Origin of the sequence: Janthinobacterium sp. 78 (genome assembly GCF_003096775.1) — a bacterium.
Classification (GTDB): Bacteria; Pseudomonadota; Gammaproteobacteria; order Burkholderiales; family Burkholderiaceae_D; genus Janthinobacterium; species Janthinobacterium tructae.
Genome location: NZ_QENT01000001.1, coordinates 174,912 through 198,279 on the forward strand (window position 1 = coordinate 174,912; position 23,368 = coordinate 198,279).

The following is a 23,368-nucleotide window of genomic DNA, read 5'->3' on the forward strand; positions in this document are numbered from 1 at the left end:
TTGTCGCCAGGCCAGGGCACGCGCAGGCGCACCCCGGCCGGGCTGGCTTAAACGGCGGCGTCGGTCAGTTCGTCGGCGCGTTCTTGCGCCTGCGCCAGGTCGATCGTGCCTTCATAGATGGAACGGCCGCAGATCACGCCTTCGATACCTTCGGCCTGGACCGCGCACAGCGCTTCCACGTCGCCGATATTGTGCAAGCCGCCCGAGGCGATGACGGGGATCTTGACCGCTTGCGCCAGCTTGACGGTGGCGTCGATATTGATGCCGCCCATCATGCCGTCGCGGCCGATGTCCGTGTAGATGATCGATTCGACGCCGTAGGCTTCGAATTTTTTCGCCAGGTCGATCACTTCGTGGCCCGACATCTTGCTCCAGCCATCCGTTGCCACTTTGCCATCCTTGGCATCGAGGCCGACGATGATATGGCCCGGGAAGGCGCCGCAGGCGTCGTGCAGGAAGCCGGGGCTTTTCACGGCCGCCGTGCCGATGATGACGTAGGTGATGCCGGCGTCGAGATAACGCTCGATGGTGTCGAGATCACGGATACCGCCGCCCAGCTGCACGGGGATTTCCTCGATATCGTTTTCCAGTGCGAAATCCTGCACCGCCTTCAGGATGGCTTTGACGGCGCCTTCGTTCTTCGGCTTGCCGGCAAAGGCGCCGTTCAGGTCGACCAGGTGCAGCCGGCGCGCGCCTTGCATCAGCCAATGGCGGGCCATCTCGGCCGGGTCTTCGGAAAATACGGTGGCAAGTTCCATATCGCCTTGTTTCAGGCGTACGCAGTGACCGTCTTTCAGGTCGATGGCGGGAATTAGCAGCATGGTCAGTGTGGTTTAAAGTGAGTGAAGAAGCGAAAAAAAGCTGAAAAGGTCACGTAGCTCACATCAAGGTTGCCAGTGAACAAAGTTCTTGTACAGCTGCAAGCCAGCGGCAGCACTTTTTTCAGGATGAAACTGTGTCGCGAAAATATTATCACGCGCGACGGCGCAAGCGAACGGTGCGCCATAGACAGTCTCGCCCACCGTGTGCGCCGCTTCTTGAGGTTGAGCAAAATAGCTGTGCACAAAGTAGAAATACGCGTTGTCGGCAATGCCCTCCCACATCGCATGGGACGCCGTTTGCCGCACTTGGTTCCAGCCCATTTGCGGCACCTTGAAGCGCGAGCCGTCTTCCTGCACCTGGCCGTCGAGCTGGAAGCGCACGACTTTGCCTGGCAACAAGCCCAGACCGGCCGCATCGCCCTCTTCGCTGCCGTCGAACAGCATTTGCTCGCCGATGCACACGCCCAGCACGGGCTTGCTGTCGGCGGCGCGCAGCAGCGCCTCCAATACGCCCGATTCGCGCAGGCTGCGCATGCAGTCGGGCATGGCGCCCTGGCCCGGCAAGACGATGCGGTCGGCGCTGTCGATATCGGCAGCGAGGCCGGAAATGCGCACATCGGCTTCCGGCGCCACGGCACGCAGCGCCTGCGCCACCGAGCGCAAATTGCCCATGCCGTAATCCACCACCACAATTTTATTCATGTTTGATCCCGGAATCTACAGTATAGCGAGAGCGGCGCTTACAGGCTGCCCTTGGTCGATGGAATGATGCCGGCCGCGCGCTCGTCGAGCTCGGCAGCCATGCGCAGCGCGCGGCCAAAGGCCTTGAATACGGTTTCGCACTGATGGTGGGCATTCGTGCCGCGCAGGTTGTCGATATGCAAGGTCACGCCCGCATGGTTGACGAAGCCGCGGAAAAATTCGAGGGTCAGGTCGACGTCGAAGCCGGCGATCATGGCGCGCGTAAACGGGATGTGGTATTCGATGCCCGGGCGGCCCGAGAAATCGAGCACCACGCGCGACAGCGCCTCGTCCAGCGGCACATACGCATGGCCGTAGCGGCGGATGCCCTTCTTGTCGCCGATGGCCTTGGCCACGGCCATGCCCAGGGTGATGCCCACGTCTTCCACCGTATGGTGGTTGTCGATATGCACGTCGCCCGTCGCTTCGATATCCAGGTCGATCAAGCCGTGGCGGGCGATCTGGTCCAGCATATGGTCGAGGAAGGGCACGCCGGTGTTCAGCTTTTGCTGGCCCGTGCCGTCCAGGTTGAGGGCGACGCGAACTTGCGTCTCATTGGTGTTGCGCGTGATTTCTGCGGTGCGGTTCATGGGAGGCTCTGGCGATAGGCTAAACGAGGGATGCCTTGAAGGCATCGTAAAAAAGGGAATTCTCTTCCGGGGTGCTGACGCTGATGCGCAGGCAATTGGCCAGCGCAGCATGCATTTTACTCATATTTTTAATTAAAACCCTGCGGGCAAGCAGTTTTGCACAAACATCGTCGGAATCAGCCACACGAATCAGAAGAAAATTTGCCTTCGAGGGAAACACGGTCACGCCGGGCAACGCCGCCAGGCGCAGCGCCAGCGCGTCGCGCGCGCTGTTGAGCAGATCCGCCTGCGCATTGAGCACGTCGAGGTGCTCGAGCGCGAATTCGGCCGCCGCCTGCGTCAGCACATTGACATTGTACGGCGGGCGCACTTTCTCGAATTGCGCCAGCAGGGCCGGCGCAGCCGACATGTAACCGAGGCGAATGCCCGCCAGGCCCAGTTTCGACACGGTGCGCATCACCACCAGGTTTTCGAATTCGGGCAGGCGCCCCATGAAGCTGTGCTGCGCGAACGGTTCATACGCTTCGTCGACGACGGCGATGCCGGTGTCACCGAGGGCGGCGAGGATGCGTTCGATGTCGGCGCTGGCAAACAGATTGCCCGTCGGGTTGTTCGGATACGCAAGGAAGACCAGCGCCGGACGGTGCTGTTCGATGGCCGCCAGCATGGCCGGCATGTCCAGGCTGAAGTCCGGGTTCAACGGCACGCCGACGAAATCCATGCCGGCAAACTGCGCCGAACGCGCATACATGACGAAGGCCGGCACGGGCGCCAGCAGCACGGCGCGCTGGCCCGGCTCCTGGCGGGCGCAAGCCATGGCCAGGATGGAAATGAGTTCATCGGAACCGTTGCCCAGCATGACGTCGTAACCGGCTGGCACGCCCAGATTGGCACAGATGGCCGCCTGCAGGCTGGCGTACGACGGCGGATAGCGGTTCAGCACCACGCCGGCCAGGCGCGCGCCCAGTTCCTCGCGCAGCTGCGGCGGCAGCGGATACGGGTTTTCCATCGCATCGAGTTTGATGTAACCGCTGGCATCGGCTACCTGGTAGCTGTTGACGGCGCGCACATCGGAGCGCACGGTGTTGCTGATTAACTGATCGAGGAAAGACATGCTGCAAACACTCCTGATGAAATTAAATGGAGACTAAATGACGACGTCTTCCGGCACGCCGGCGCTGCGCGCCTTGCGGGCCGGCGTTTTTTTCACGGCGGGCGGCTTTTTCGCCGTGGCCGGCTTTTTCACCACCGCCGGCTTCTTCACGGCCGCCTTGGCAGCCTTCGGTGCGGGAGCAGCCGGTGCGGCCAGCTCCTGCGCCAGTGCCGCCAGGCGCTGTTCGATGATGGCGCAGTAATCGGGGTTCAACTCAAAGCCGACGAAATCGCGCCCGCAGCGTTTCGCCGCCAGCGCCGTGGTGCCGCTGCCCATGAACAGGTCGAGCACCACGCCGCCGGGCGGGCACGAAGCCTTGAGCATGCGCTCGATGATTTCGAGCGGCTTTTGCGTCGGGTGGTCGGCCCGTTCCGGGTGTTCCTTGTGCAGGCGCGACACGCTCCACAAGTCTTTCGGGTTGTAGCCCACTTCCAGCCATTTGGCGCCGATGAAAATCGAGCGCGAACGGGCTTTCTTGGTGGCCGCGTCGTAGGCGATGCGCACCGCGTCAAGGTCGAAGTAGTAATCCTTGCGCTTGACGAAGAAGCCGATGGTGTCGTGCACCGATGAAAAGCTGCGCACGCTGCCGCCCATGGACGGCACGCGGCGGTCCCAGATGATTTCATTCATCATCGCCATGCGCTGTTTCAGCATGACGAAGATCTCCGGCGAATAGCGCCAGGTGAGAAAGATATACAGGCTGCCGTTGGCTTTCAGCTTGGGCAGCGCCGCATCGATCCATGCCTCCGTCCAGCGCAGGTAGTCGGCCACCGACTGCTGGTCCGAGGCATTGCCGTAATCCTTGCCCAGGTTGTACGGCGGATCCGTCAGGATCAGGTCCACCGAGCCATCGGGAATGCGCGCCAGCCCCGCCAGCGCATCTTCGCAATAGACCCGGTTGACCCAGTCCGGCCGCTCCGCCACCTGCGTCATGGCTGCGGCTTCAAACGCAGTTCGGCGCTGCGCGCGTGCGCTTGCAAGCCTTCGCCATACGCCAGGGTGGCGGCGACACGGCCCAGGGTTTGCGCGCCCGCTTCACTGACGTGAATGATGGACGAACGCTTCTGGAAGTCGTACACGCCCAGCGGCGACGAAAAGCGTGCCGTGCGCGAGGTTGGCAGCACGTGATTGGGACCGCAGCAATAGTCGCCCAGCGATTCGGACGAAAAGCGGCCCAGGAACATGGCGCCCGCGTGGCGAATCTGTTCGGCCCACTGCTGCGGGTTGTCCGCCGAGATTTCCAGGTGTTCCGCCGCGATGGAATTGGCGATCTCGCACGCTTCTGCCATGCTGCGCACCTTGATCAGCGCGCCCCTGTCTTGCAGCGAGGTGCTGATGGTGGCCTGGCGCGGCATCGTCGGCAGCAGCCTGGCGATGCTCTCTTCCACTTTGGCGATGTAGCCGGCGTCCGGGCACAGCAAAATGGCTTGCGCCAGCTCGTCGTGCTCGGCCTGCGAAAACAGGTCCATGGCGACCCAGTCAGGGTCCGTCGTGCCGTCGCACAGCACCAGGATTTCGGACGGTCCGGCGATCATGTCGATGCCGACGATGCCGAACACGCGGCGCTTGGCGGCGGCCACATAGGCGTTGCCGGGGCCGACGATTTTATCCACGGCGGCAATCGTCTGCGTGCCGTAGGCCAGTGCGCCGACCGCTTGCGCGCCGCCGATGGTGATCACGCGCGTCACGCCGGCAATCGCCGCGGCGGCCAGCACCATCTGGTTTTTCACGCCATCGGGCGTCGGCACCACCATGATGATTTCGCCCACGCCCGCCACATGCGCGGGAATGGCGTTCATCAGCACGGACGACGGATACGCTGCCTTGCCGCCCGGGACGTAGATGCCGACCCGGTCCAGCGGCGTGATCTTCTGGCCCAGCACCGTGCCATCGGGTTCGGTGTAGCTAAAACCGCGCAATTCCTCGCGCTGGCGTTCGTGGAAGGCGCGGATGCGCTGCGCGGCGATCTGCAGCGCTTCGCGCTGGGCCGACGGCAAGCCGTTCAGGGCCGCCTGCAATTCGGCTTGCGAAATATCAAAAGCCGCCATTTCCGCCGCGCCGCCATGCGGGATACGGTCGAAACGGTTGGTGTATTCCAGGACGGCGGCGTCGCCGCGCGTTTTCACGTCGGCCAGGATTTTCGCGACCGACGTTTCAATCGCTGCATCGGTGCCCGCCTCGAACGCCAGCAGCGTATCGAGCGATTGTTGGAAACCATCCTGGCTTGAATCGAGCTTGCGTATCTGTATCGGCATAATCGGCTTTCTGCTACTGAAGGTGTCTAGGCTTGCGAATTAGTTTGCGAAGCGCGTTCAAACGCCTCGATAATCGGCTGCAAGCGCTCGCGCTTGAGCTTGAGCGCAGCCTGGTTGACCACCAGGCGCGACGAAATTTCCATGATGTGCTCGACTTCGACCAGGTTATTCGCGCGCAAAGTGCTGCCCGTGCTGACCAGGTCGACGATGGCGTCGGACAGGCCCACCAGAGGCGCCAGCTCCATCGAGCCATACAGCTTGATCAGGTCGACGTGCACACCCTTGGCGGCGAAATGCTCGCGCGCCGTGTGCACGAACTTGGTGGCCACGCGCAAGCGCGCGCCCTGATGCACGGCCTTTTCATAGTCAAAGCCGGCCTGCACCGCCACCGACATGCGGCAAGAAGCGATATTCAGGTCGATCGGCTGGTACAGGCCTTCGCCGCCGTGTTCCAGCAGCACGTCCTTGCCCGCCACGCCGAAATCGGCCGCGCCGTACTGCACGTAGGTCGGCACGTCGCTGGCGCGCACGATGATGACGCGCACGTTCGGATCGTTGGTGGCCAAAATCAGCTTGCGCGAGGTCTCCGGGTTTTCCAGCACCTTGATGCCGGCCGCTTCCAGCAGCGGCATGGTGTCCTCAAAAATGCGGCCTTTTGACAGCGCCAGAATCAGCTGGGAGCTGTCACCGTTGTTCGATCCGTTCATGCTCGTTCCTTTTCTTGTTTTTACTTGATGCGCACGATATTGGCGCCCACGGCCGACAACTTCACTTCCATGCGGTCGTAGCCGCGGTCGAGGTGATAGATGCGGTCGATCAGGGTTTCGCCATCGGCCGCCAGGGCGGCGATCACCAGCGAGGCCGAGGCGCGCAGGTCGGTCGCCATCACGGGCGCGCCGCGCAGGTGCTTGACGCCGGCGATGATGGCCGTGTTGCCCTCGATCGTGATGTCGGCGCCCAGGCGGTTCATTTCCTGCACGTGCATGAAACGGTTCTCGAAGATCGTCTCGGTGACGCGGCTGGCGCCGTTGGCAATCGTGTTGACGGCCATGAACTGCGCCTGCATGTCGGTCGGGAAGCCAGGGTATTCGGTGGTGCGGAAGCTGACGGGGTTTGGACGGGCCGACATCTCGGCGCGGATCCAGTCGGCGCCGAAGGTCATCGTCAGGCCCATGGCGCGCAGCTTGTCGAGCGCCGCGTCAAGGATATCGGTGCGTACATTGCGCAGCGTGATATCGCCACCGGTGGCCGCCACGGCGCACAGGAAGGTGCCCGTTTCAATACGGTCGGCGATGACCGCGTGCGAGGCGCCGTGCAAGGCGTCGACGCCCTGGATCACCAGGCGGCTGGTGCCGATGCCGTCGATCTTCGCGCCCATGGCCACCAGCAGGTGCGCCAGGTCGGTCACTTCCGGTTCGCAGGCGGCGTTTTCCAGGATGGTCTCGCCTTCGGCCAGGGTCGCGGCCATCAGCAGATTCTCGGTGCCGGTGACGGTGATCATGTCGGTGACGATGCGCGCGCCTTTCAGCTTGGCGCACTTGGCGTAGATGTAGCCCGCCTCGATGCGGATCTCGGCGCCCAGCGCTTCCAGGCCCTTGATGTGCTGGTCGACGGGGCGCGAACCGATGGCGCAGCCGCCCGGCAGCGAGACCTTGGCTTCGCCGAAGCGCGCCAGCATGGGGCCCAGCACCAGGATCGAGGCACGCATGGTTTTCACCAGTTCATACGGCGCTTCCAGGGTGTCGATGGCGCTGCCGTTGAGGACCACGCGGTCGCCGTCCTGCTGCACCTTCAGGCCCGTCTGGCCCAGCAGTTTGAGCATGGTGGCCACGTCGTGCAAGTGCGGCACATTCGTCAGGTCCAGGTCGCCCGCGGTCAGCAGGCCCGCGCACAGGATCGGCAGCGCGGCGTTTTTCGCGCCGGAGATGGCGATGTCGCCGTTCAGGCGGTTGCCGCCGTTGATGAGGAGTTTGTCCATGTGCTTATCCTTGGAATTCTTCAGGTGTCAGGGTTTTCATCGACAGCGCGTGGATTTCCTCGCGCATGCGGTCGCCCAGCGCCGCGTAGACGATCTGGTGGCGGGCGATCAGGCGCTTGCCGGCAAACGCGGGCGAAACGATCACGGCCTGGAAGTGCTGGCCATCGCCCTCCACTTCGAGGTGCGTGCATTCGAGGCCGGCCGACAGGTAGCCGTGGATCAGTTCTGGAGTGGTGGTCACGATAAGTCCTTGATATTGAATAAGGTAGTAATGGGATGTGCCGCAATCAGTGGCGTAATTAATGACGCAAACGATAGCCGCTTTTCAGCAGGCGGATCGAGGCCAGCGCCAGGATCACGAGGAAACCGGCGACGATGGAAAGACTGAGCCACGGGCTGACGTCGGACACGCCGAAGAAGCCGTAGCGGAAGCCGTCGATCATGTAAAAGAAGGGGTTCAAATGCGATACCGTCTGCCAGAACGGTGGCAGTGAATGGATCGAATAGAACACGCCCGACAAAAAGGTGGCCGGCATGATCAGGAAGTTCTGGAAGGCGGCCAACTGGTCGAATTTCTCGGCCCAGATGCCGGCGATCAGGCCCATGGTGCCCAGCATGGCGGCGCCGAGAAACGCGAAGATGACGATCCACAGCGGTGCGACAAACGACAGGTCGGCGAACCAGCAAGTGATGGCAAACACGCCAAAGCCCACGGCCAGGCCGCGCGCGACGGAAGCGAGTACATACGCCGAGAAGATTTCCCAGTGCGACAGGGGCGTCAGCAGCACGAACACCAGGTTGCCCGTAATCTTCGACTGGATCAGCGAGGACGAGGAATTGGCAAACGCGTTTTGCAGCACGCTCATCATCACCAGGCCGGGAATCAGAAAGGCCGTGTAGCTGACGCCGGGGCTCGGCTCGACGCGGCCGTCGAGCACATGGCCGAACACCAGCAGATACAGCATCGACGTGAGCACGGGCGCGGCCACGGTTTGCGTCGCCACTTTCCAGAAGCGCAGCGTCTCTTTGTAGACGAGGGTGCGAAATCCTGTCGAAATCATACGGTACCTTTATCCATGATCTGCAAGAAGATATCTTCCAGGTCGGCTTGTTGCAATTGCATTTCATCGATTTCGACGCCCGCTTCGCGCAGGCGGGCGAGGATTTTCTCGACTTCGCTGTATTCGTTGACGCGCAGGCTGAACTTGTTCGGCGCCTGCTGTTCTTCCGGGTGCAGCACCAGGTGCTGCAGGTCGGCCGGCAGGCTGCCGTGTTTCAGGTGCACCTGCAGCTGCGAGCCGGCGATGCGGCGGATCAGGGCCGACATGGTGTCGAGCGCCACCACTTTGCCGGTTTTCAGCATGGCCACGCGCTGGCACATGGCTTGCGCCTCTTCCAGGTAGTGGGTGGTCAGCACGACCGTGTGGCCGCCTTCGCGGTTCAGGCGCGAGATGAACTTCCACAGGGTCTGGCGCAGTTCCACGTCGACGCCGGCCGTCGGTTCATCGAGCACGATGACGGGCGGCTTGTGCACCAGCGCTTGCGCCACGAGCACGCGGCGCTTCATGCCGCCGGACAGCGCGCGCATATTCGTGTCGGCCTTGCCGGTCAGGTCGAGGTTTTCCATGACCTCGTCGATCCACTTGTCGTTGTTCGGCAGGCCGAAATAGCCGGACTGCAGACGCAGGGTTTCGCGCACGGTGAAAAACGGGTCGAACACCAGCTCCTGCGGCACCACGCCCAGGTTGCGGCGCGCATTGCGGAAGTCCTTGACCACATCGTGGCCATGGATCTTGACGCTGCCCGCGTCGGGGCGTATCAGGCCGGCGATGATGGAAATGAGGGTGGTCTTGCCGGCGCCGTTCGGGCCGAGCAGGCCGAAAAACTCGCCTTCTTCGATGGCCAGCGACACGCCGCCCAGCGCCTTGAGCGATTTATAGCTCTTTTCTACATTCGTGATTTGAATTGCGGTCATGTGCTTGTTTCAAGTGTGATGCGCCAGTTGCCGGAGACATCCAGGCCGGCTGGCCGGTGCAGGGCGCTCCCTTCAGACGAGGGCGGCGCAACAGTCAATTATAGTTGGAAAATTCGTGGAACACTTGGAGATCAATCCGGCGGCGCTGCTGGCCTGCCGGCTTGAAAGCTACTGCTGATGCGGGGAGTGGGACAGGATCAATGATGATGCAGGTCGGACGGGCTGCGTTCGGCGTGGCCGTCGGCGCTGCCGCAGTCGTCGGCGCTCAAAGTGCTCGAGACGAGCGAGCAGACGCCATACAGCTTGGTGAGGTTTTTCAGGTTGTTCGGCAGGTTTTTCAGTTCCAGCACGCCGCCCGCATCCTGCGCGGCGCGCTGCCACGTCAGCATGACGGAAACGGCGGCCGAATCGACAGCCTTGATGTTGCGCAAGTCGAACTTGGTCTGACCCGAGCGGATGGCATCCAGACCCTGCTCCAATGCCACAGTGGCATTGTGCACGGTCAGGGAAGTCAGGGATTGCAAGGTGTCGAGAGAGTCGGGCATGGCGTCGGGCTGCGCTGGTCTGGAGCTGGTTCAGGAGCTATATGATAGCCGATTATTTGGCTTTGACGGTCGGACGGCTGGCCAGGGCCTTGTTTTTTGCCTGCAATGTCTTGATCAGGCCATCGATGCCGCCCTTGCTGATCTCGCTGGCGAAGCTGCTTTTGTACGTTTCCACCAGCCACGCGCCCAGCACGTTTATGTCATAGATCTTCCAGCCGGACGGGGTTTTCGCCACGCGGTAGTTCAGGAGCATGGGTTCGCCGCGCGCCACGTTGACCTGCGAGCGCACTTCCACGTCCGTATCGCCAGGCTCGGCGCGCAGCGGCTTGAATTCCACGGTTTCGTTCTTGATCTGCGACAGGGCGCCCGAATACGTGTAGATCAGCAAGGTGCGAAATTCCGCGGCCAGCTGCTTTTGCTGGTCCGGCGTGGCGTCGCGCCAGAAGCGGCCGGCGGCCAGGGCCGTCATGCGCTGGAAATCCACGTACGGCAAGATCTTGCTTTCCACCAATTCGGTGACGCGCTTGATATCGCCCGCCTGGATCGCCTTGTCGGCCTTGGCCGTCTCGATCACGTCCTGGCTGATGCGTTTGACCAACACGTCCGGTGCTTCCGTCGCGGGGGCAGCCTGGGCGGCGGTGGCAAAGGCGATGGTCGCCATCGCCAGCAGTTGTTTCATCAATTTCATGGTTCTACCTTTCATGGTGTTGCTATGCACCGGCTGGCGTTGATCGCAGCCGTGGTGTTTCTGTACCGGAGTTTACTCCTGAGGCCTGGCCTCGGAAGCCACGGTATTGCTACCAGATGTTACAAGATCCGCCGGCGCCACATCGGCCGCAGCGGTCGCTGATGGGACTTCCACAGGGGCCGCCTGGGGTTTCGCATCGTACTCCGGCGCATAATCGCTGCTGTCGTTTTTTGGCACTTTGCGATCGCGGCGGTCCGTATCACCATCGAAAACCTTGCTTTCGCGCGCCTGCAGGAAGCCGTCGCGGATGAATTCATAGCGGTCCAGCGCGGCCGCTTCCATCAGGTTGGTCGCGTCGAGCAGCGCAGCGCGCTTGTCGACGATGCGCGTCACCGTACCGATATTGCGCACATTGACCGGATCCTTGTAGCGCCATGGGTCGCCCGTCATATCGAGCGGCAGGGCCACCGTGTCACGCACGGTCGATGGGCCCAGCAGCGGCAGCATCACGTACGGACCTGGCTGGATGCCATACCAGCCCAGGGTCTGGCCAAAGTCTTCGTTATGCTTCGGAATGCCCGCCTGCGAAGCGATGTCGATCAGGCCGAGAATACCGAAGGTCGAGTTCATGCTGACGCGCACGACGTCTTGCAAACCCGCTTCACCCTTGCCTTGCAGCAAATTGTTCACGGCGCTCCACACATCGGACAAGTTGCCGAAGAAGTTGCCCACGCCCGTTTGCACGAACGATGGCGTGACTTTCTTGTAGGCCGTAGCGACCGGTTTCAGGGCCGCCTGGTCGACGGTGTCGTTGAACTTGAACATGGCGCGGTTATACCCTTCCAGCGGGTCGCGCGGATTGGTGCCGGTGGCGCAAGCGCTCACGCTGGCGGCGATGGCCAGGGCCAGGCCGATACGCGCCAGGCTGCCTTGGGATTGTTTGGTCGACTCGCTCATTTGCTGTCCTTTCCTTCCGCTGCCTTGCTGTAGATGAACTGATTGATCAGGTCTTCCAGCACTGTGGCCGATTGAGTACGGGCTATCTTGTCGCCCTCTGCCAGGTTCGTCAGATCGCCGCCTGCTTCCAGGCCGATATACTGCTCACCCAGCAAACCGGCCGTCAAAATCTTGGCCGAGCTGTCTTTCGGAAATTTGTAGCCATCTTCGATGTCGAGTTTCACCAGCGCCTGATACGTCTTGTCGTCAAAGCGGATCTCCGCCACGCGCCCCACCACCACGCCAGCACCCTTGACAGGCGCCTGCGGCTTGAGACCGCCAATATTGTCGAACTTGGCAGTAATGGTATACGTCTTGCTGAAAGACAGCGAGCTCATATTGCCGGCCTTGAGCGCAAGAAACATCAATGCCGCCACACCCAGCAAGACGAACAAGCCGACCCAGACATCTATAGATTTACGTTGCATAAACAATCCTAAATAATTTTTACTTGCTGCCGCCTGCGCAACATCCTGCCCAGGCCAGCTATTGTTGGCTGATCGGTAATTACTTGCTAAACATCAACGCCGTCATCATGAAATCGAGCCACCACACCATCAACGACGAAATCACCACCGTGCGCGTGGTGGCGCCGGAGACGTCTTCCGGTGTCGGCTGTGCCTGATATCCCTGGAACAGCGCGATGAACGTCACCGCGATACCGAAGACCATGCTTTTGACATAGGTACCATTGCCGATATCTTTCCAGACATCCACACCGCCCTGCATCTGCGACCAGAACGAGCCTTCATCGACGCCGATCAGCACGACGCCGACCAGATAACTGCCGATGACACCGACGGCCGTGAAGATGCCACCCAGGATAGGCATGGCGATCACGCCAGCCCAGAAACGGGGTGCCAGCACGCGCTGGATCGGGTTGACGGCCATCATTTCCATGGCCGACAATTGCTCGCCCGCCTTCATCAGGCCGATTTCCGCCGTCAGCGAGGTGCCGGCGCGGCCCGCGAACAGCAGCGCCGTGACGACCGGACCCAGTTCACGCATCAAGGACAGCGCCACCAACTGCCCCAGCGACTGCGTCGCGCCAAAGGTACTCAGTGTGTAATAGCCTTGCAAACCCAGCACCATGCCGACAAACAGGCCGGACACGGCGATGATCACCACCGACCGGCTGCCGAGATAAAACAGTTGCTCGATTACCAGGCCCGGACGGCGCCACAGCCCCCCCGAGGAGGCGATGATGAGAAAGAACGAACGTACGGCAAAGCCGAGGTCTTGTACTGACCGCCGCAACCATGCTCCGATCGCCGCCAGGAAACGCGCGATCATCGGCCTGCTCCCGCGTGCAAGCCCAGGTCGTCGGCCAGCGACTTGCCCGGATAGTGGAACGGTACGGGGCCATCGGCTTCGGCATTGACGAACTGCTTGACGTACGGATGCGTCGACACGGCCATCTGGGCCGGCGTGCCGTGCGCCACGATCTTGCCCGATGATAGAAAATACACATAATCAGCGATGGCGAAACACTCCTTCACGTCGTGCGATACCAGGATAGACGTGGAACCCAGCGCATCGTTCAGATTGCGGATCAAATTGGCCGTCACGCCCATGGAAATCGGATCGAGGCCGGCGAACGGCTCGTCGTACATGATCAGTTCGGGGTCGAGCGCGATGGCGCGTGCCAGCGCGACGCGGCGGCCCATGCCGCCCGAGATCTCGGCCGGCTTCAATTGCGCCGCGTTGCGCAGTCCCACGGCGTGCAGCTTCATCAGCACCAGGGTGCGGATCAGCTCTTCATTCAGATCCGTGTGTTCGCGCAGGGGGAACGCCACGTTCTCGAACGCCGTCAAATCCGTAAACAGGGCGCCGTGCTGGAACAGCATGCCCATCTTGCGGCGCATTTGATATAACTCGTCGGTTTTGAGCGTATGCACGATCTGGCCGTCGATATTCACGGAGCCGGAACTGGGGCGCAACTGCCCGCCGATCAGGCGCAATACGGTCGTCTTGCCACTGCCGGAGCCACCCATGACGGCCACAACTTTTCCACGTGGGAAATCCATTTGAAGGCCCGATAAAATCGAACGTTCTCCATAGGCAAAGTGTAAATCACGGATCTCAACAAGATTTGGCACGACGAAGCTCACTATTTTAATGGCGTATTGTAGTGCAGAAACGCCAACCTCTGCTGAGACACCCCCTGGCACGGCCCGGGACAGGGGGAGAATACAACACTAATGAATCGAAAGTCAGATATTTTATTGTAAAAAGCCCGAGCCTGCACGTGCGCCACCGCCACACACGGCGGCATGAGTAAAAGAACAAGGGCCACGACGCATCGCGCGCCGTGGCCCTGGCTTGATCCAGCTCAAATCTTAGCGTGGCAGCAGCGATGCACCCATCAGGAACTCATCGACGGCGCGCGCACACTGGCGCCCTTCGCGGATGGCCCAGACCACCAGCGACTGGCCACGGCGCATGTCGCCGGCGGCAAACACCTTGGCCACCGAAGTCTGGTAGCAGCCGGCGCCATCCGTTGTCGCCTTGACGTTGCCGCGCGCATCCGTATCGACACCGAACGCTTGCAGCACTTGCTGCACAGGGGAAACAAAACCCATGGCCAGGAAGACCAGATCGGCCTTCATCTCGAATTCCGAGTTCGGCACTTCGCTCATCTTGCCGTCTTTCCACTCCACGCGGCAGGCGATCAGCTTTTCCACCTTGCCGCCCTTGCCTTCGAAACGCTTGGTGGCCACGGCCCAGTCGCGCTCGCAGCCTTCCTCATGCGAGGACGAGGTGCGCAGCTTGGTCGGCCAGTACGGCCAGACCAGCGGCTTGTTTTCCTGTTCCGGCGGCTGCGGCATCAGTTCGAACTGGGCCACCGAGGCGGCGCCATGGCGGTTTGAGGTACCCACGCAGTCGGAGCCCGTGTCGCCGCCGCCGATCACCACCACATGCTTGCCCGTCGCCTTGATCTGGTCCTTGAGCTTGTCGCCCGCGTTGACCTTGTTTTGCAGCGGCAGGAAATCCATGGCGAAGTGCACGCCTTTCAGTTCGCGGCCCGGCACGGGCAAGTCGCGCGGCTGCTCGGCGCCGCCAGCCATGATGACGGCGTCAAATTCTTTTTCCAGGTCTTCCGGGAAAATGGTTTCCTTGGCCCAGTTGTTGACGTGGGCAGGGAAATCCTTGCCCACCAGCACGCTGGTGCGGAAGACCACGCCTTCGGCTTCCATCTGTTTCACGCGCAAGTCGATGTGCGATTTTTCCATCTTGAAGTCAGGGATGCCATAACGCAACAAACCACCGACCCGGTCGCTCTTTTCAAACACGGTGACGGCATGGCCGGCGCGCGCCAGCTGCTGCGCCGCCGCCAGGCCGGCAGGGCCGGAACCGACGATGGCCACTTTCTTGCCCGTGCTGAAAGAGGCCGGCTGCGGCGTGACCCAGCCGTGCTCCCAGCCCATGTCGATGATTTTATGCTCGATCGACTTGATGCCGACCGGATCTTCGTGGATGCCCAGGGTGCAAGCCGATTCGCACGGCGCCGGACAGATGCGGCCCGTAAATTCCGGGAAGTTGTTAGTTGAATGCAAGATGTCGAGCGCTTCGCGGTAGGCGCCGCGGTACACCAGGTCATTCCAGTCAGGAATGATGTTATTCACGGGACAACCCGTGGTGCAGAAGGGAATGCCGCAATCCATGCAGCGCGCGCCTTGCACGGTGGCTTGCGCATCCGACAGGTGCAGCACGAATTCCTTGTAGTTCTTCAGGCGCGCGGCAGGCTCCAGATAGTGCTCGTCCTGGCGCTTGAATTCCATGAAGCCGGTAATTTTACCCACGATAGTTCCTTTGTATTTTTAGCTGGCGGGAGCGGCGCGGCCGCTCCCTTCACATTCATCTCGGCTGGCTCAGGCGGCGACGGCTTGTACTTCCATGGCGGCATCGGCAGCCATTTCAATCAGCGCGCGCTTGTATTCGTTCGGGAAGACTTTCACGAACTTGCCGCGCGCCGCGGCCCAATCGTCCAGCAGGACGCGGGCACGGGTGCTGCCCGTGTGCTTGAAGTGACGCTCGATCAGGCGCTTGAGGATGACTTCGTCGGCTTCCGGCACGCCGTCGCGGTGCTGGGTATGCCAGGCGTCGCGGTCGAGATGCTGTTCCGCTGCCGACACGACCTTGTCCAGGCTGACCATGGCCGTGTTGCATTTGGTGGCAAAGTCGCCGGCCGGGTCATACACATAGGCAATGCCGCCCGACATGCCGGCCGCGAAGTTGCGTCCCGTGTTGCCCAGCACCACCACCGTGCCGCCCGTCATGTATTCGCAGCCATGGTCGCCCAGGCCCTCGACGACCGTGGTGGCGCCCGAGTTGCGCACGGCAAAACGTTCACCGGCCACGCCATTGAAGAAGGCTTCGCCGGCAATCGCGCCGTACAGCACCGTGTTGCCGATGATGATGTTGTCCACGGCCCAGCCACGGAATTCCGTATTCGGCCGCACGATGATGCGTCCGCCCGACAAGCCTTTACCCACGTAATCGTTGCCCTCGCCCACCAGGTCGATCGTAATGCCGTGCGCCAGGAAGGCGCAGGCCGACTGGCCCGCCGTGCCTTGCAGCTGGATGTGGATGGTGTCGTCCGGCAAACCGGCGTGGCCATATTTCTTCGCCACTTCGCCGGACAGCATGGTGCCCACCGTGCGGTTGACGTTGCGCACGGGCGAGATGAAGGAGACGCGTTCGCCCTTTTCCAGCGCCGCGCGCGCTTGCGCGATCAGCTTGTGGTCCAGTGCCTTCTCCAGCGCATGGTCCTGGAATTCCACGTGGCGGCAGGCTTGGCCGCTCGGTGTTTCCGGCTTGTAGAAGATGGCCGAGAAGTCCAGGCCCTGCGCCTTCCAGTGCGAAATCGCCTTCGATTTATCCAGCAAATCGACGCGGCCGATCAGTTCGTCATACGTGCGGATACCTAGCTGCGCCATCAATTGACGGGCTTCTTCGGCAACGAAGAAGAAGTAATTGACGACATACTCGGGCTTGCCGGAAAACTTGGCGCGCAGGACGGGGTCTTGCGTGGCCACGCCCACCGGGCACGTATTCAGATGGCATTTGCGCATCATGATGCAGCCTTCGACCACCAGCGGCGCCGTGGCGAAGCCGATCTCGTCAGCGCCCAGCAGGGCGGCGATGACCACGTCGCGACCCGTCTTCATCTGGCCGTCGGCCTGTACGCGGATGCGGCTGCGCAAGCCATTCAAGACCAGCGTTTGTTGCGTTTCGGCCAGACCCAGCTCCCACGGCGTACCCGCATGCTTCACGGACGACAGAGGCGAGGCGCCCGTGCCGCCGTCGTGGCCGGCGACCACCACGTGGTCGGCCTTGGCCTTGGTGACGCCGGCAGCGACCGTGCCGATGCCCACTTCCGACACCAGTTTCACGGAAATCGAGGCGCGCGGATTGGCATTCTTCAAGTCATGGATCAGCTGCGCCAGATCTTCGATCGAATAGATGTCGTGGTGCGGCGGCGGCGAAATCAGGCCCACGCCCGGCACGGAAAAGCGCAGGCTGGCGATGTATTCGGACACTTTATGGCCCGGCAACTGGCCGCCTTCGCCCGGTTTCGCGCCCTGCGCCATCTTGATCTGGATCTGGTCGGCCGAGTTCAGGTAGGCGGCCGTGACGCCGAAACGTCCCGACGCCACCTGCTTGATGCGCGAGCGCATGGAATCGCCTTCCTGCAGCGGAATATCGACGACGATCTGCTCGGCGCCCACGATGGATGCCATGGTGTCGCCCTGGCGGATCGGGATGCCCTTCAATTCCTGCGTGTAGCGGTTCGGATCTTCGCCGCCCTCGCCCGTGTTCGACTTGCCGCCGATACGGTTCATGGCCACCGCCAGGGTCGCGTGCGCTTCCGTGCTGATGGAGCCGAGCGACATGGCGCCCGTAGCGAAGCGCTTGACGATTTCCTTGGCCGGCTCCACTTCGTCGAGCGGGATCGCCTTGGTCGGATCGAGCTTGAACTCGAACAGGCCGCGCAGGGTCAGGTGGCGACGGCTCTGGTCGTTGATGATTTGCGCGTACTCTTTATAGCTGGAGAAATTGTTGCTGCGCGTCGAATGCTGCAGCTTCGCAATCGCATCCGGCGTCCACATGTGGTCTTCGCCACGCACGCGGAATGCGTATTCGCCGCCCGCGTCGAGCTTATCCATCAGCACGGGGTCGTTGCCGAAGGCCAGCGCGTGCAGGCGCAGCGCTTCTTCCGCCACTTCAAACACGCCGATGCCTTCCACGTTCGAGGCCGTGCCCTTGAAGTACTTGTCCACCAGCGACTTGTTCAAGCCGATGGCTTCGAAGATTTGCGCGCCGCAGTACGACATATACGTCGAAATGCCCATCTTCGACATGACCTTCATCAAGCCTTTGCCCACCGCCTTGGTGTAGTTGTAGATGGCTTTCTCGGCCGACAAATCGCCGGGCAAGCCGTGCGCCATCTCGGCCAGGGTTTCCATGGCCAGATACGGGTGGACGGCTTCCGCGCCATAGCCCGCGAGCAGGGCAAAGTGGTGCGTTTCGCGGGCCGAGCCCGTTTCCACGACGAGGCCGGTGGAGGCCCGTAAACCCTTGCTCACCAGGTGCTGGTGCACGGTGGACGTGGCCAGCAGCGCGGGAATCGCCACCTGGTCGGCGCAAATGGCGCGGTCCGAGACGATCAAAATGTTGTGGCCCGATTTGACGGCGTCGACGGCTTCCGCACACAGCGAGGCCAGGCACGCTTCCACGCCTTCCTTGCCCCAGGCCAGCGGGTAGCAGATGTCCAGTTCGTACGACTTGAACTTGCCGCCCGTGTGGGCGCTGATGTTGCGCAGACGCGCCATGTCGTCAAAACCCAGCACGGGCTGCGCCACTTCCAGGCGCATCGGCGGATTGACGTTGTTGGTATCGAGCAAGTTCGGTTTCGGGCCGATGAACGACACCAGCGACATCACCATCGCTTCGCGGATCGGGTCGATCGGCGGATTCGTCACTTGCGCGAACAATTGCTTGAAGTAGTTATACAGCGGCTTCAATTTGTTCGACATGACGGCCAGCGGCGAATCATTGCCCATCGACCCCGTCGCCTCTTCGCCAGCCACGGCCATCGGTGCCATGAGGAATTTCAAGTCTTCCTGCGTGTAGCCGAACGCCTGCTGGCGATCGAGCAACGATGGCTGCTCTTTTTCGCCCTGGGCACGGTCTTGCTTGGCTTGTCCTTCGGCCATCTTGATCTCGTCGAGCTTGATGCGCACCGAGTTGATCCACGCCTTGTACGGCTTGGCGTTGGCGTAGGTGTTTTTCAGTTCCTGGTCGTCGATGATGCGGCCCGCTTCCAGGTCGATCAGGAACATTTTGCCAGGCTGCAAGCGCCATTTTTGGATGATTTTCGACTCGGGAATCGGCAGCACACCCGATTCCGACGCCATCACCACCAGGTCGTCGTCCGTGACGATGTAGCGCGCCGGACGCAAGCCGTTGCGGTCCAGGGTGCCGCCGATGTGGCGGCCGTCCGTAAACGCCATGGCGGCAGGGCCGTCCCACGGTTCCATCATGGCCGCGTGGTATTCATAGAAGGCGCGGCGGTTGTCATCCATCGTCGTGTGGTTTTCCCACGCTTCCGGGATCATCATCATCATCGCCTGGGCGATCGGATAACCGGCCATCAACAGCAATTCCAGCGCATTGTCGAAGCACGCCGTGTCGGACTGGCCTTCATAGATCAACGGGAACAGCTTTTGCAGGTCGTCGCCCAGCACGGCCGACTTCATCACGCCTTCGCGCGCGCGCATCCAGTTGAAGTTGCCTTTCACCGTGTTGATCTCGCCATTGTGCGCGATCAAACGGTAGGGGTGGGCCAGCGGCCATTCGGGGAAGGTATTCGTCGAGAAACGCTGGTGCACCAGGGCCAGGGCCGAGATGCAGCGCGCATCCTGCAAGTCCTTGTAATACACGCCCACCTGGTCGGCCAGCAGCAAGCCCTTGTACACAATGGTACGGGCCGACATCGATGGCACGAAGAATTCCTTGCCGTGCAGCAGCTTCAAGGCCTGGATGGCGTGGCCCGACGATTTGCGGATCACATACAGTTTGCGCTCGAGCGCGTCGGTGACCATGATGTCCGGGCCGCGACCGATGAAGATCTGGCGGATGACCGGTTCCTTGGCGCGCACGGTGGGCGACATCGGCATGTCCGTATCGATGGGCACGTTGCGCCAGCCCAGCACGACTTGGCCCTCGATGCGCACGGCGCGTTCGATTTCCTGTTCACAGGCGATGCGCGACGCGTGTTCCTTCGGCAGGAAAACCATGCCCACGCCGTATTCGCCAGGCGGCGGCAATTCCACGCCCTGCTTGGCCATTTCTTCGCGGTAGTACTGGTCAGGAATCTGGATCAGGATGCCGGCGCCATCGCCCATCAGCGCATCGGCGCCCACGGCGCCCCGGTGATCGAGGTTTTTCAGAATCAGCAAACCCTGTTCGACGATCGAATGGGTCTTGTTGCCCTTGATATGGGCGACGAAACCGACGCCGCAGGCATCGTGTTCATTGGCTGGGTCGTACAGGCCTTGCGCTTTCATGGGCTTCTCCGCTGCATATGAGTATCGAAAACCTAGAGTAGTGCAACGCAACAAAAAACTCAACTACAACAATTAGGGTCGGAGTCGAATTAAATTTGATTCTGCCGCCCTAAAAATTTAATAGGGACATAGTCGAACCAATTTCAATAAAACGTCAGAAAGAAACCATTTTTTGTTTTAAATGCGAATGCTTTTCAATTGGCATCCGTTGCGGCCGCGATTTTGCGGGGACGGCCCCGCTTGGCAGGCAGCACTTGCCGCTGCATTTTCTGCTCCAGCGCCTGCTTGAAAGCGTCGGAACCCAGCGGCCAGCCCTTCAATACAGCCTCTTCCACCACCTTGACCTGGCTGCTGCCCAGGCCTTGCTCGACCAGGCGCAGATAGGCGGCCTCGCGGTCGAACGGCGTATTGCCCAGCGCCCAGTACAGCGCATGGTCGGTGATGAGAGGATCGGGCCGCACACCGGCATGGTGGGCATAACTGGACCATGCATGGTCCAATGCCTGGGCCGCCAGGCCCGTTTGCACGGGCACGCACTCCAGGTAGCGGCAGCAAGTAAGAAAGAAATTGTCGGCATCGATGACGGAGGTTTTGTAGCGTCCCTGCCACAAAGCACCTTCGCGGCCGTATTTTTGGTTGAAATACGGCACGTAATAGCGTCCCAGCCACTGCATCAGCTGTCCCAGACCCGTGGCATCGCTGGGCGTGGCCAACAAATGTAGCTGATCAGGCAATAAAACGTAGGCATGGATGGCCACCTTGAACATTTTCGCGCCCGTTTTCAGCCAGGACAAGCATTGCGCGTAGTCGGACGCGTCCTGGAACACCGGCTGGCGGTTGCTGCCGCGCTGGATCACGTAATGGGGCAGTGCGGGAATGATGAGACGGGGCAAACGGGCCATGGCAAAGTCATAAAATGAAGGCTAAGGCCTTGATTTTACACACTTTTGCATACTAGGCACGACTCTGACCCTGTTTTATTGAAAATACGCCGAAAAACGCTGGACTCTGTCCCTTTTGTGCCGCCGCCCGCTTGCGGGCGGTGCAATAGGGACGATCAGGACAGATTAAAGCTGGCCGACAGGCTATAGCCTTCGCCATACGCACTGCGCAGCGGCAAGTCCTGGCCCAGGCCCGTCTTGGCTTTCTTGCGCAGGCGGTACACCAGCATGTCGACCCGGCGGCCCGCATCGGGATCTTCGCCGCCCATGCCGGCCACGATGACGTCGCGCGGCACGGGGCGGGTGTTGATGGTCAGCAAGTGCAGGAAGTTGAATTCCTTTTCCGTCAGGGCGATGACGGCGCCCATCAGCTCAAGTTGGCGTGCGCTTACTTTCAAGGTCCACTTGCCTGGTTCAGGCACGGGATCTTGCGGGCCGACGCGTCGGTCGAGCGCCTCGATGTGGGCGGCCAGTTCGGGAAACTTGATCGGCTTGGTCAGATAGTGGTCGGCGCCCAGGCGCAAGCCCAGGATGCGGCTGTCGAAAGCGACACGCCCCGTCAGCACCAGCACGCCGATTTGCGGATACAGCTGGCGCATGCGGGGGATGACGTTGAAGCCGTCCTCGTCAGGCAAGCCCAGGTCCAGCACCACCACGCCGACATTGCCATGGCTCAACGCCGTCCACATCCCGCCAGCGGAGCTGGTGATATGGACTTCATGTTCGAGCTCAACGAGAAACTCCGCCATGTCTTCGGCGTAGTCCAGATTGTCTTCGACGATCAGTATTTTCGTCATTGCAACGCCATTCTTCCGTTAGTGAGCTACCGTGGGCAAACCATGCCATTCACTTCTGCACCATGATGGACGGCACAATAGGTTTACGTCAAGGAATTATCACGGTTGCCTTCAGCGGAAGCAAGGCTTTTCCTTGTCTAGACAGGAAGCGGCAGCCAAATGCGGAAAAGCGCCCCTCCTTCGGGCAGATTATGCCCCTGCAAACTCCCTCCATGCACGTCCACCACGGCGCGCGCCATGTACAGGCCCAGGCCCGCACCGGGATGCGTGGCATGGCTTCCACGGCTGCCTTTATCGAACAGCTGCGCCAGTTCTTCTTCCCGCAAGCCGGGCCCCGCATCGCGCACGCACAGGGCCACTCCGCCCTCGGGTACCAGCCTGGCCGACACGGTGATGCTGCTCCCCGGCGGGCTGAACTTGACGGCATTGTCCAGCAGGATTTTCAGGCACAGGGCCATGCCGGGCACGTCGCAGCGCAGCCTGGCCGGCAAGTCCTCGTCCAGTTCCAGCTGCACGCGGTGGCTGGCCGGTACGGTGGCGGCCGCCTGCTGCAGCAAGGCCAGCGGCGCGATGCCGTCGGCGGCCCGCTCGCGGCCGATGGCCGCCATGCGTTCGGGCGACAGATAATCGTCGATCATGCCCAGCAGGCGGTCGACGGCCGTCTGGATTTTCACGTAGCGCTTGCGCGTGGCCTCGTCGGCGTCTTTCGACGTCGAGACCAGGCGCTGGATGGCGCCGTCGATGGTGGCCAGCGGCGTGCGAAATTCATGCGACAGCATCGAGGCGAAGCGCTTTTGCTCCTTTTCCCGCTCAGCTTCCTGTGCCTGAACAGCGCTGACGTCGCGCAGCGTACCCACGACGGTTTCGCCCCGCCCCGGTGCGGCGGGCACGATGGTCGAGCTGATTTCCAGCGCCAATAGATGCCCGTCTGCATGCGGCAGCTCCACTTCGCGCAGCAGGGACAAGCGGCTGGTGTCGCCAGCGCGCCAGCGCTGCAAGCGGGCCGGCAGATCCGCCGCCAGACGCGCCGCGTGGTTCTGCAAAGCGGGCAAGTCATGGCCCGTCAGGCGCTGCGCGGCGGGGCTGATGTAGAGTAATTCGAAGGTGCTGGCGTCGAGCAGGAAAGCCGCATCGCGGCCGTGTTCGGCCAGCAGGCGGAACTGCGCTTCGCCCGCGCGCGCGCGCAGCAGGGCGCGGCGCAACTGGACGAAACGCAGCGCCATCAGGATGGCGCCGGCAAGCAGCAATACAATAAACGGCAGAAAGGGCAGCATGCTTTATACCTGGCAAGAAAGAAGCGCCAAGTATAGGGCCA

22 protein-coding genes are annotated in these 23,368 nt (G+C 61.6%); all 22 read right to left on the reverse strand.

The features are described 5' to 3' along the window. Positions 1-47: 47 nt before the first annotated feature. Positions 48-821: a 1-(5-phosphoribosyl)-5-[(5-phosphoribosylamino)methylideneamino]imidazole-4-carboxamide isomerase gene (hisA, locus tag C8C92_RS00745; RefSeq protein ID WP_096232615.1), complete on the reverse strand. Its 774-nt coding sequence runs from the start codon at positions 819-821 to the stop codon at positions 48-50. Positions 822-884: 63 nt separating this feature from the next. Continuing rightward, on the reverse strand, positions 885-1,523 hold the full coding sequence (gene hisH / locus C8C92_RS00750) for an imidazole glycerol phosphate synthase subunit HisH (RefSeq protein WP_099761539.1): 639 nt from the start codon (positions 1,521-1,523) through the stop codon (positions 885-887). Positions 1,524-1,561: 38 nt separating this feature from the next. Then, positions 1,562-2,152, reverse strand: coding sequence for an imidazoleglycerol-phosphate dehydratase HisB (gene hisB / locus C8C92_RS00755; protein WP_010402123.1), 591 nt, complete (start codon positions 2,150-2,152; stop codon positions 1,562-1,564). A 19-nt stretch (positions 2,153-2,171) separates the two neighbouring features. Further along, the gene (hisC, locus tag C8C92_RS00760; protein WP_116742760.1) at positions 2,172-3,266 is read right to left on the reverse strand and encodes a histidinol-phosphate transaminase; all 1,095 of its coding nucleotides are present in this window, start codon (positions 3,264-3,266) and stop codon (positions 2,172-2,174) included. A gap of 33 nt (positions 3,267-3,299) precedes the next feature. Further along, positions 3,300-4,238 carry a site-specific DNA-methyltransferase gene (locus C8C92_RS00765; RefSeq protein WP_116742761.1) on the reverse strand — a complete coding sequence of 313 codons (939 nt, stop codon included), beginning with the start codon at positions 4,236-4,238 and terminating at the stop codon, positions 3,300-3,302. Next, positions 4,235-5,560, reverse strand: a complete 1,326-nt coding sequence (gene hisD, locus C8C92_RS00770; RefSeq protein WP_116742762.1) for a histidinol dehydrogenase — start codon at positions 5,558-5,560, stop codon at positions 4,235-4,237. Before hisD ends, C8C92_RS00765 begins: the two co-directional genes overlap by 4 nt. A gap of 26 nt (positions 5,561-5,586) precedes the next feature. Beyond that, complete coding sequence (gene hisG, locus C8C92_RS00775) at positions 5,587-6,267, reverse strand: ATP phosphoribosyltransferase (protein ID WP_099761528.1); 681 nt, start codon at positions 6,265-6,267, stop codon at positions 5,587-5,589. Between the two features lie 20 nt (positions 6,268-6,287). Beyond that, positions 6,288-7,538, reverse strand: a complete 1,251-nt coding sequence (murA, locus tag C8C92_RS00780; RefSeq protein ID WP_099761525.1) for a UDP-N-acetylglucosamine 1-carboxyvinyltransferase — start codon at positions 7,536-7,538, stop codon at positions 6,288-6,290. 4 nt (positions 7,539-7,542) lie between these two features. After that, positions 7,543-7,779, reverse strand: a complete 237-nt coding sequence (locus C8C92_RS00785) for a BolA family protein (RefSeq protein ID WP_010402134.1) — start codon at positions 7,777-7,779, stop codon at positions 7,543-7,545. A 58-nt stretch (positions 7,780-7,837) separates the two neighbouring features. Continuing rightward, the gene (locus C8C92_RS00790; protein ID WP_070290316.1) at positions 7,838-8,599 is read right to left on the reverse strand and encodes an ABC transporter permease; all 762 of its coding nucleotides are present in this window, start codon (positions 8,597-8,599) and stop codon (positions 7,838-7,840) included. Continuing rightward, the gene (locus C8C92_RS00795; RefSeq protein WP_116742763.1) at positions 8,596-9,513 is read right to left on the reverse strand and encodes an ABC transporter ATP-binding protein; all 918 of its coding nucleotides are present in this window, start codon (positions 9,511-9,513) and stop codon (positions 8,596-8,598) included. The genes C8C92_RS00790 and C8C92_RS00795 overlap by 4 nt, the downstream gene beginning before the upstream one ends. Before the next feature lie 197 nt (positions 9,514-9,710). Then, positions 9,711-10,058: an STAS domain-containing protein gene (locus tag C8C92_RS00800; protein ID WP_099761517.1), complete on the reverse strand. Its 348-nt coding sequence runs from the start codon at positions 10,056-10,058 to the stop codon at positions 9,711-9,713. A gap of 52 nt (positions 10,059-10,110) precedes the next feature. Beyond that, positions 10,111-10,746 (reverse strand): ABC transporter substrate-binding protein, encoded by a 636-nt coding sequence (locus tag C8C92_RS00805; RefSeq protein ID WP_116742764.1) that lies wholly within the window; start codon positions 10,744-10,746, stop codon positions 10,111-10,113. 72 nt (positions 10,747-10,818) lie between these two features. Continuing rightward, positions 10,819-11,703 (reverse strand): VacJ family lipoprotein, encoded by an 885-nt coding sequence (locus C8C92_RS00810; RefSeq protein ID WP_099761512.1) that lies wholly within the window; start codon positions 11,701-11,703, stop codon positions 10,819-10,821. After that, positions 11,700-12,170, reverse strand: coding sequence for an outer membrane lipid asymmetry maintenance protein MlaD (gene mlaD / locus C8C92_RS00815; protein WP_096232635.1), 471 nt, complete (start codon positions 12,168-12,170; stop codon positions 11,700-11,702). The genes C8C92_RS00810 and mlaD overlap by 4 nt, the downstream gene beginning before the upstream one ends. Before the next feature lie 79 nt (positions 12,171-12,249). After that, positions 12,250-13,035 (reverse strand): lipid asymmetry maintenance ABC transporter permease subunit MlaE, encoded by a 786-nt coding sequence (mlaE, locus tag C8C92_RS00820; RefSeq protein WP_116742765.1) that lies wholly within the window; start codon positions 13,033-13,035, stop codon positions 12,250-12,252. Continuing rightward, positions 13,032-13,841: an ABC transporter ATP-binding protein gene (locus C8C92_RS00825; RefSeq protein WP_099764359.1), complete on the reverse strand. Its 810-nt coding sequence runs from the start codon at positions 13,839-13,841 to the stop codon at positions 13,032-13,034. Before C8C92_RS00825 ends, mlaE begins: the two co-directional genes overlap by 4 nt. Positions 13,842-14,081: 240 nt before the next feature. Next, the gene (locus tag C8C92_RS00830) at positions 14,082-15,545 is read right to left on the reverse strand and encodes a glutamate synthase subunit beta (protein WP_070290321.1); all 1,464 of its coding nucleotides are present in this window, start codon (positions 15,543-15,545) and stop codon (positions 14,082-14,084) included. Between the two features lie 69 nt (positions 15,546-15,614). Beyond that, positions 15,615-20,315, reverse strand: a complete 4,701-nt coding sequence (locus C8C92_RS00835) for a glutamate synthase-related protein (protein ID WP_116742766.1) — start codon at positions 20,313-20,315, stop codon at positions 15,615-15,617. Between the two features lie 194 nt (positions 20,316-20,509). Further along, on the reverse strand, positions 20,510-21,217 hold the full coding sequence (locus C8C92_RS00840) for a transposase (RefSeq protein ID WP_116742767.1): 708 nt from the start codon (positions 21,215-21,217) through the stop codon (positions 20,510-20,512). Between the two features lie 155 nt (positions 21,218-21,372). Beyond that, entirely contained in the window at positions 21,373-22,053 is a 681-nt protein-coding gene (locus tag C8C92_RS00845) for a response regulator transcription factor (RefSeq protein WP_034753797.1), read from the reverse strand. A gap of 137 nt (positions 22,054-22,190) precedes the next feature. Continuing rightward, positions 22,191-23,327 carry a PAS domain-containing sensor histidine kinase gene (locus C8C92_RS00850; RefSeq protein ID WP_116742768.1) on the reverse strand — a complete coding sequence of 379 codons (1,137 nt, stop codon included), beginning with the start codon at positions 23,325-23,327 and terminating at the stop codon, positions 22,191-22,193. Positions 23,328-23,368 lie beyond the last annotated feature (41 nt).

What these genes read in the sequence shown, in the direction of transcription:
- C8C92_RS00850 (WP_116742768.1), bottom strand. Translation starts at nt 23,327, where the DNA reads ATGCTGCCCTTTCTGCCGTTTATTGTATTGCTGCTTGCCGGCGCCATC.
- hisD (WP_116742762.1), bottom strand. Translation starts at nt 5,560, where the DNA reads ATGCCGATACAGATACGCAAGCTCGATTCAAGCCAGGATGGTTTCCAA.
- hisH (WP_099761539.1), bottom strand. Translation starts at nt 1,523, where the DNA reads ATGAATAAAATTGTGGTGGTGGATTACGGCATGGGCAATTTGCGCTCG.
- hisA (WP_096232615.1), bottom strand. Translation starts at nt 821, where the DNA reads ATGCTGCTAATTCCCGCCATCGACCTGAAAGACGGTCACTGCGTACGC.
- C8C92_RS00845 (WP_034753797.1), bottom strand. Translation starts at nt 22,053, where the DNA reads ATGACGAAAATACTGATCGTCGAAGACAATCTGGACTACGCCGAAGAC.
- hisB (WP_010402123.1), bottom strand. Translation starts at nt 2,152, where the DNA reads ATGAACCGCACCGCAGAAATCACGCGCAACACCAATGAGACGCAAGTT.
- C8C92_RS00790 (WP_070290316.1), bottom strand. Translation starts at nt 8,599, where the DNA reads ATGATTTCGACAGGATTTCGCACCCTCGTCTACAAAGAGACGCTGCGC.
- C8C92_RS00810 (WP_099761512.1), bottom strand. Translation starts at nt 11,703, where the DNA reads ATGAGCGAGTCGACCAAACAATCCCAAGGCAGCCTGGCGCGTATCGGC.
- mlaD (WP_096232635.1), bottom strand. Translation starts at nt 12,170, where the DNA reads ATGCAACGTAAATCTATAGATGTCTGGGTCGGCTTGTTCGTCTTGCTG.
- C8C92_RS00805 (WP_116742764.1), bottom strand. Translation starts at nt 10,746, where the DNA reads ATGAAATTGATGAAACAACTGCTGGCGATGGCGACCATCGCCTTTGCC.
- C8C92_RS00795 (WP_116742763.1), bottom strand. Translation starts at nt 9,513, where the DNA reads ATGACCGCAATTCAAATCACGAATGTAGAAAAGAGCTATAAATCGCTC.
- C8C92_RS00765 (WP_116742761.1), bottom strand. Translation starts at nt 4,238, where the DNA reads ATGACGCAGGTGGCGGAGCGGCCGGACTGGGTCAACCGGGTCTATTGC.
- hisC (WP_116742760.1), bottom strand. Translation starts at nt 3,266, where the DNA reads ATGTCTTTCCTCGATCAGTTAATCAGCAACACCGTGCGCTCCGATGTG.
- hisG (WP_099761528.1), bottom strand. Translation starts at nt 6,267, where the DNA reads ATGAACGGATCGAACAACGGTGACAGCTCCCAGCTGATTCTGGCGCTG.
- C8C92_RS00840 (WP_116742767.1), bottom strand. Translation starts at nt 21,217, where the DNA reads ATGGCCCGTTTGCCCCGTCTCATCATTCCCGCACTGCCCCATTACGTG.
- C8C92_RS00835 (WP_116742766.1), bottom strand. Translation starts at nt 20,315, where the DNA reads ATGAAAGCGCAAGGCCTGTACGACCCAGCCAATGAACACGATGCCTGC.
- murA (WP_099761525.1), bottom strand. Translation starts at nt 7,538, where the DNA reads ATGGACAAACTCCTCATCAACGGCGGCAACCGCCTGAACGGCGACATC.
- mlaE (WP_116742765.1), bottom strand. Translation starts at nt 13,035, where the DNA reads ATGATCGCGCGTTTCCTGGCGGCGATCGGAGCATGGTTGCGGCGGTCA.
- C8C92_RS00800 (WP_099761517.1), bottom strand. Translation starts at nt 10,058, where the DNA reads ATGCCCGACTCTCTCGACACCTTGCAATCCCTGACTTCCCTGACCGTG.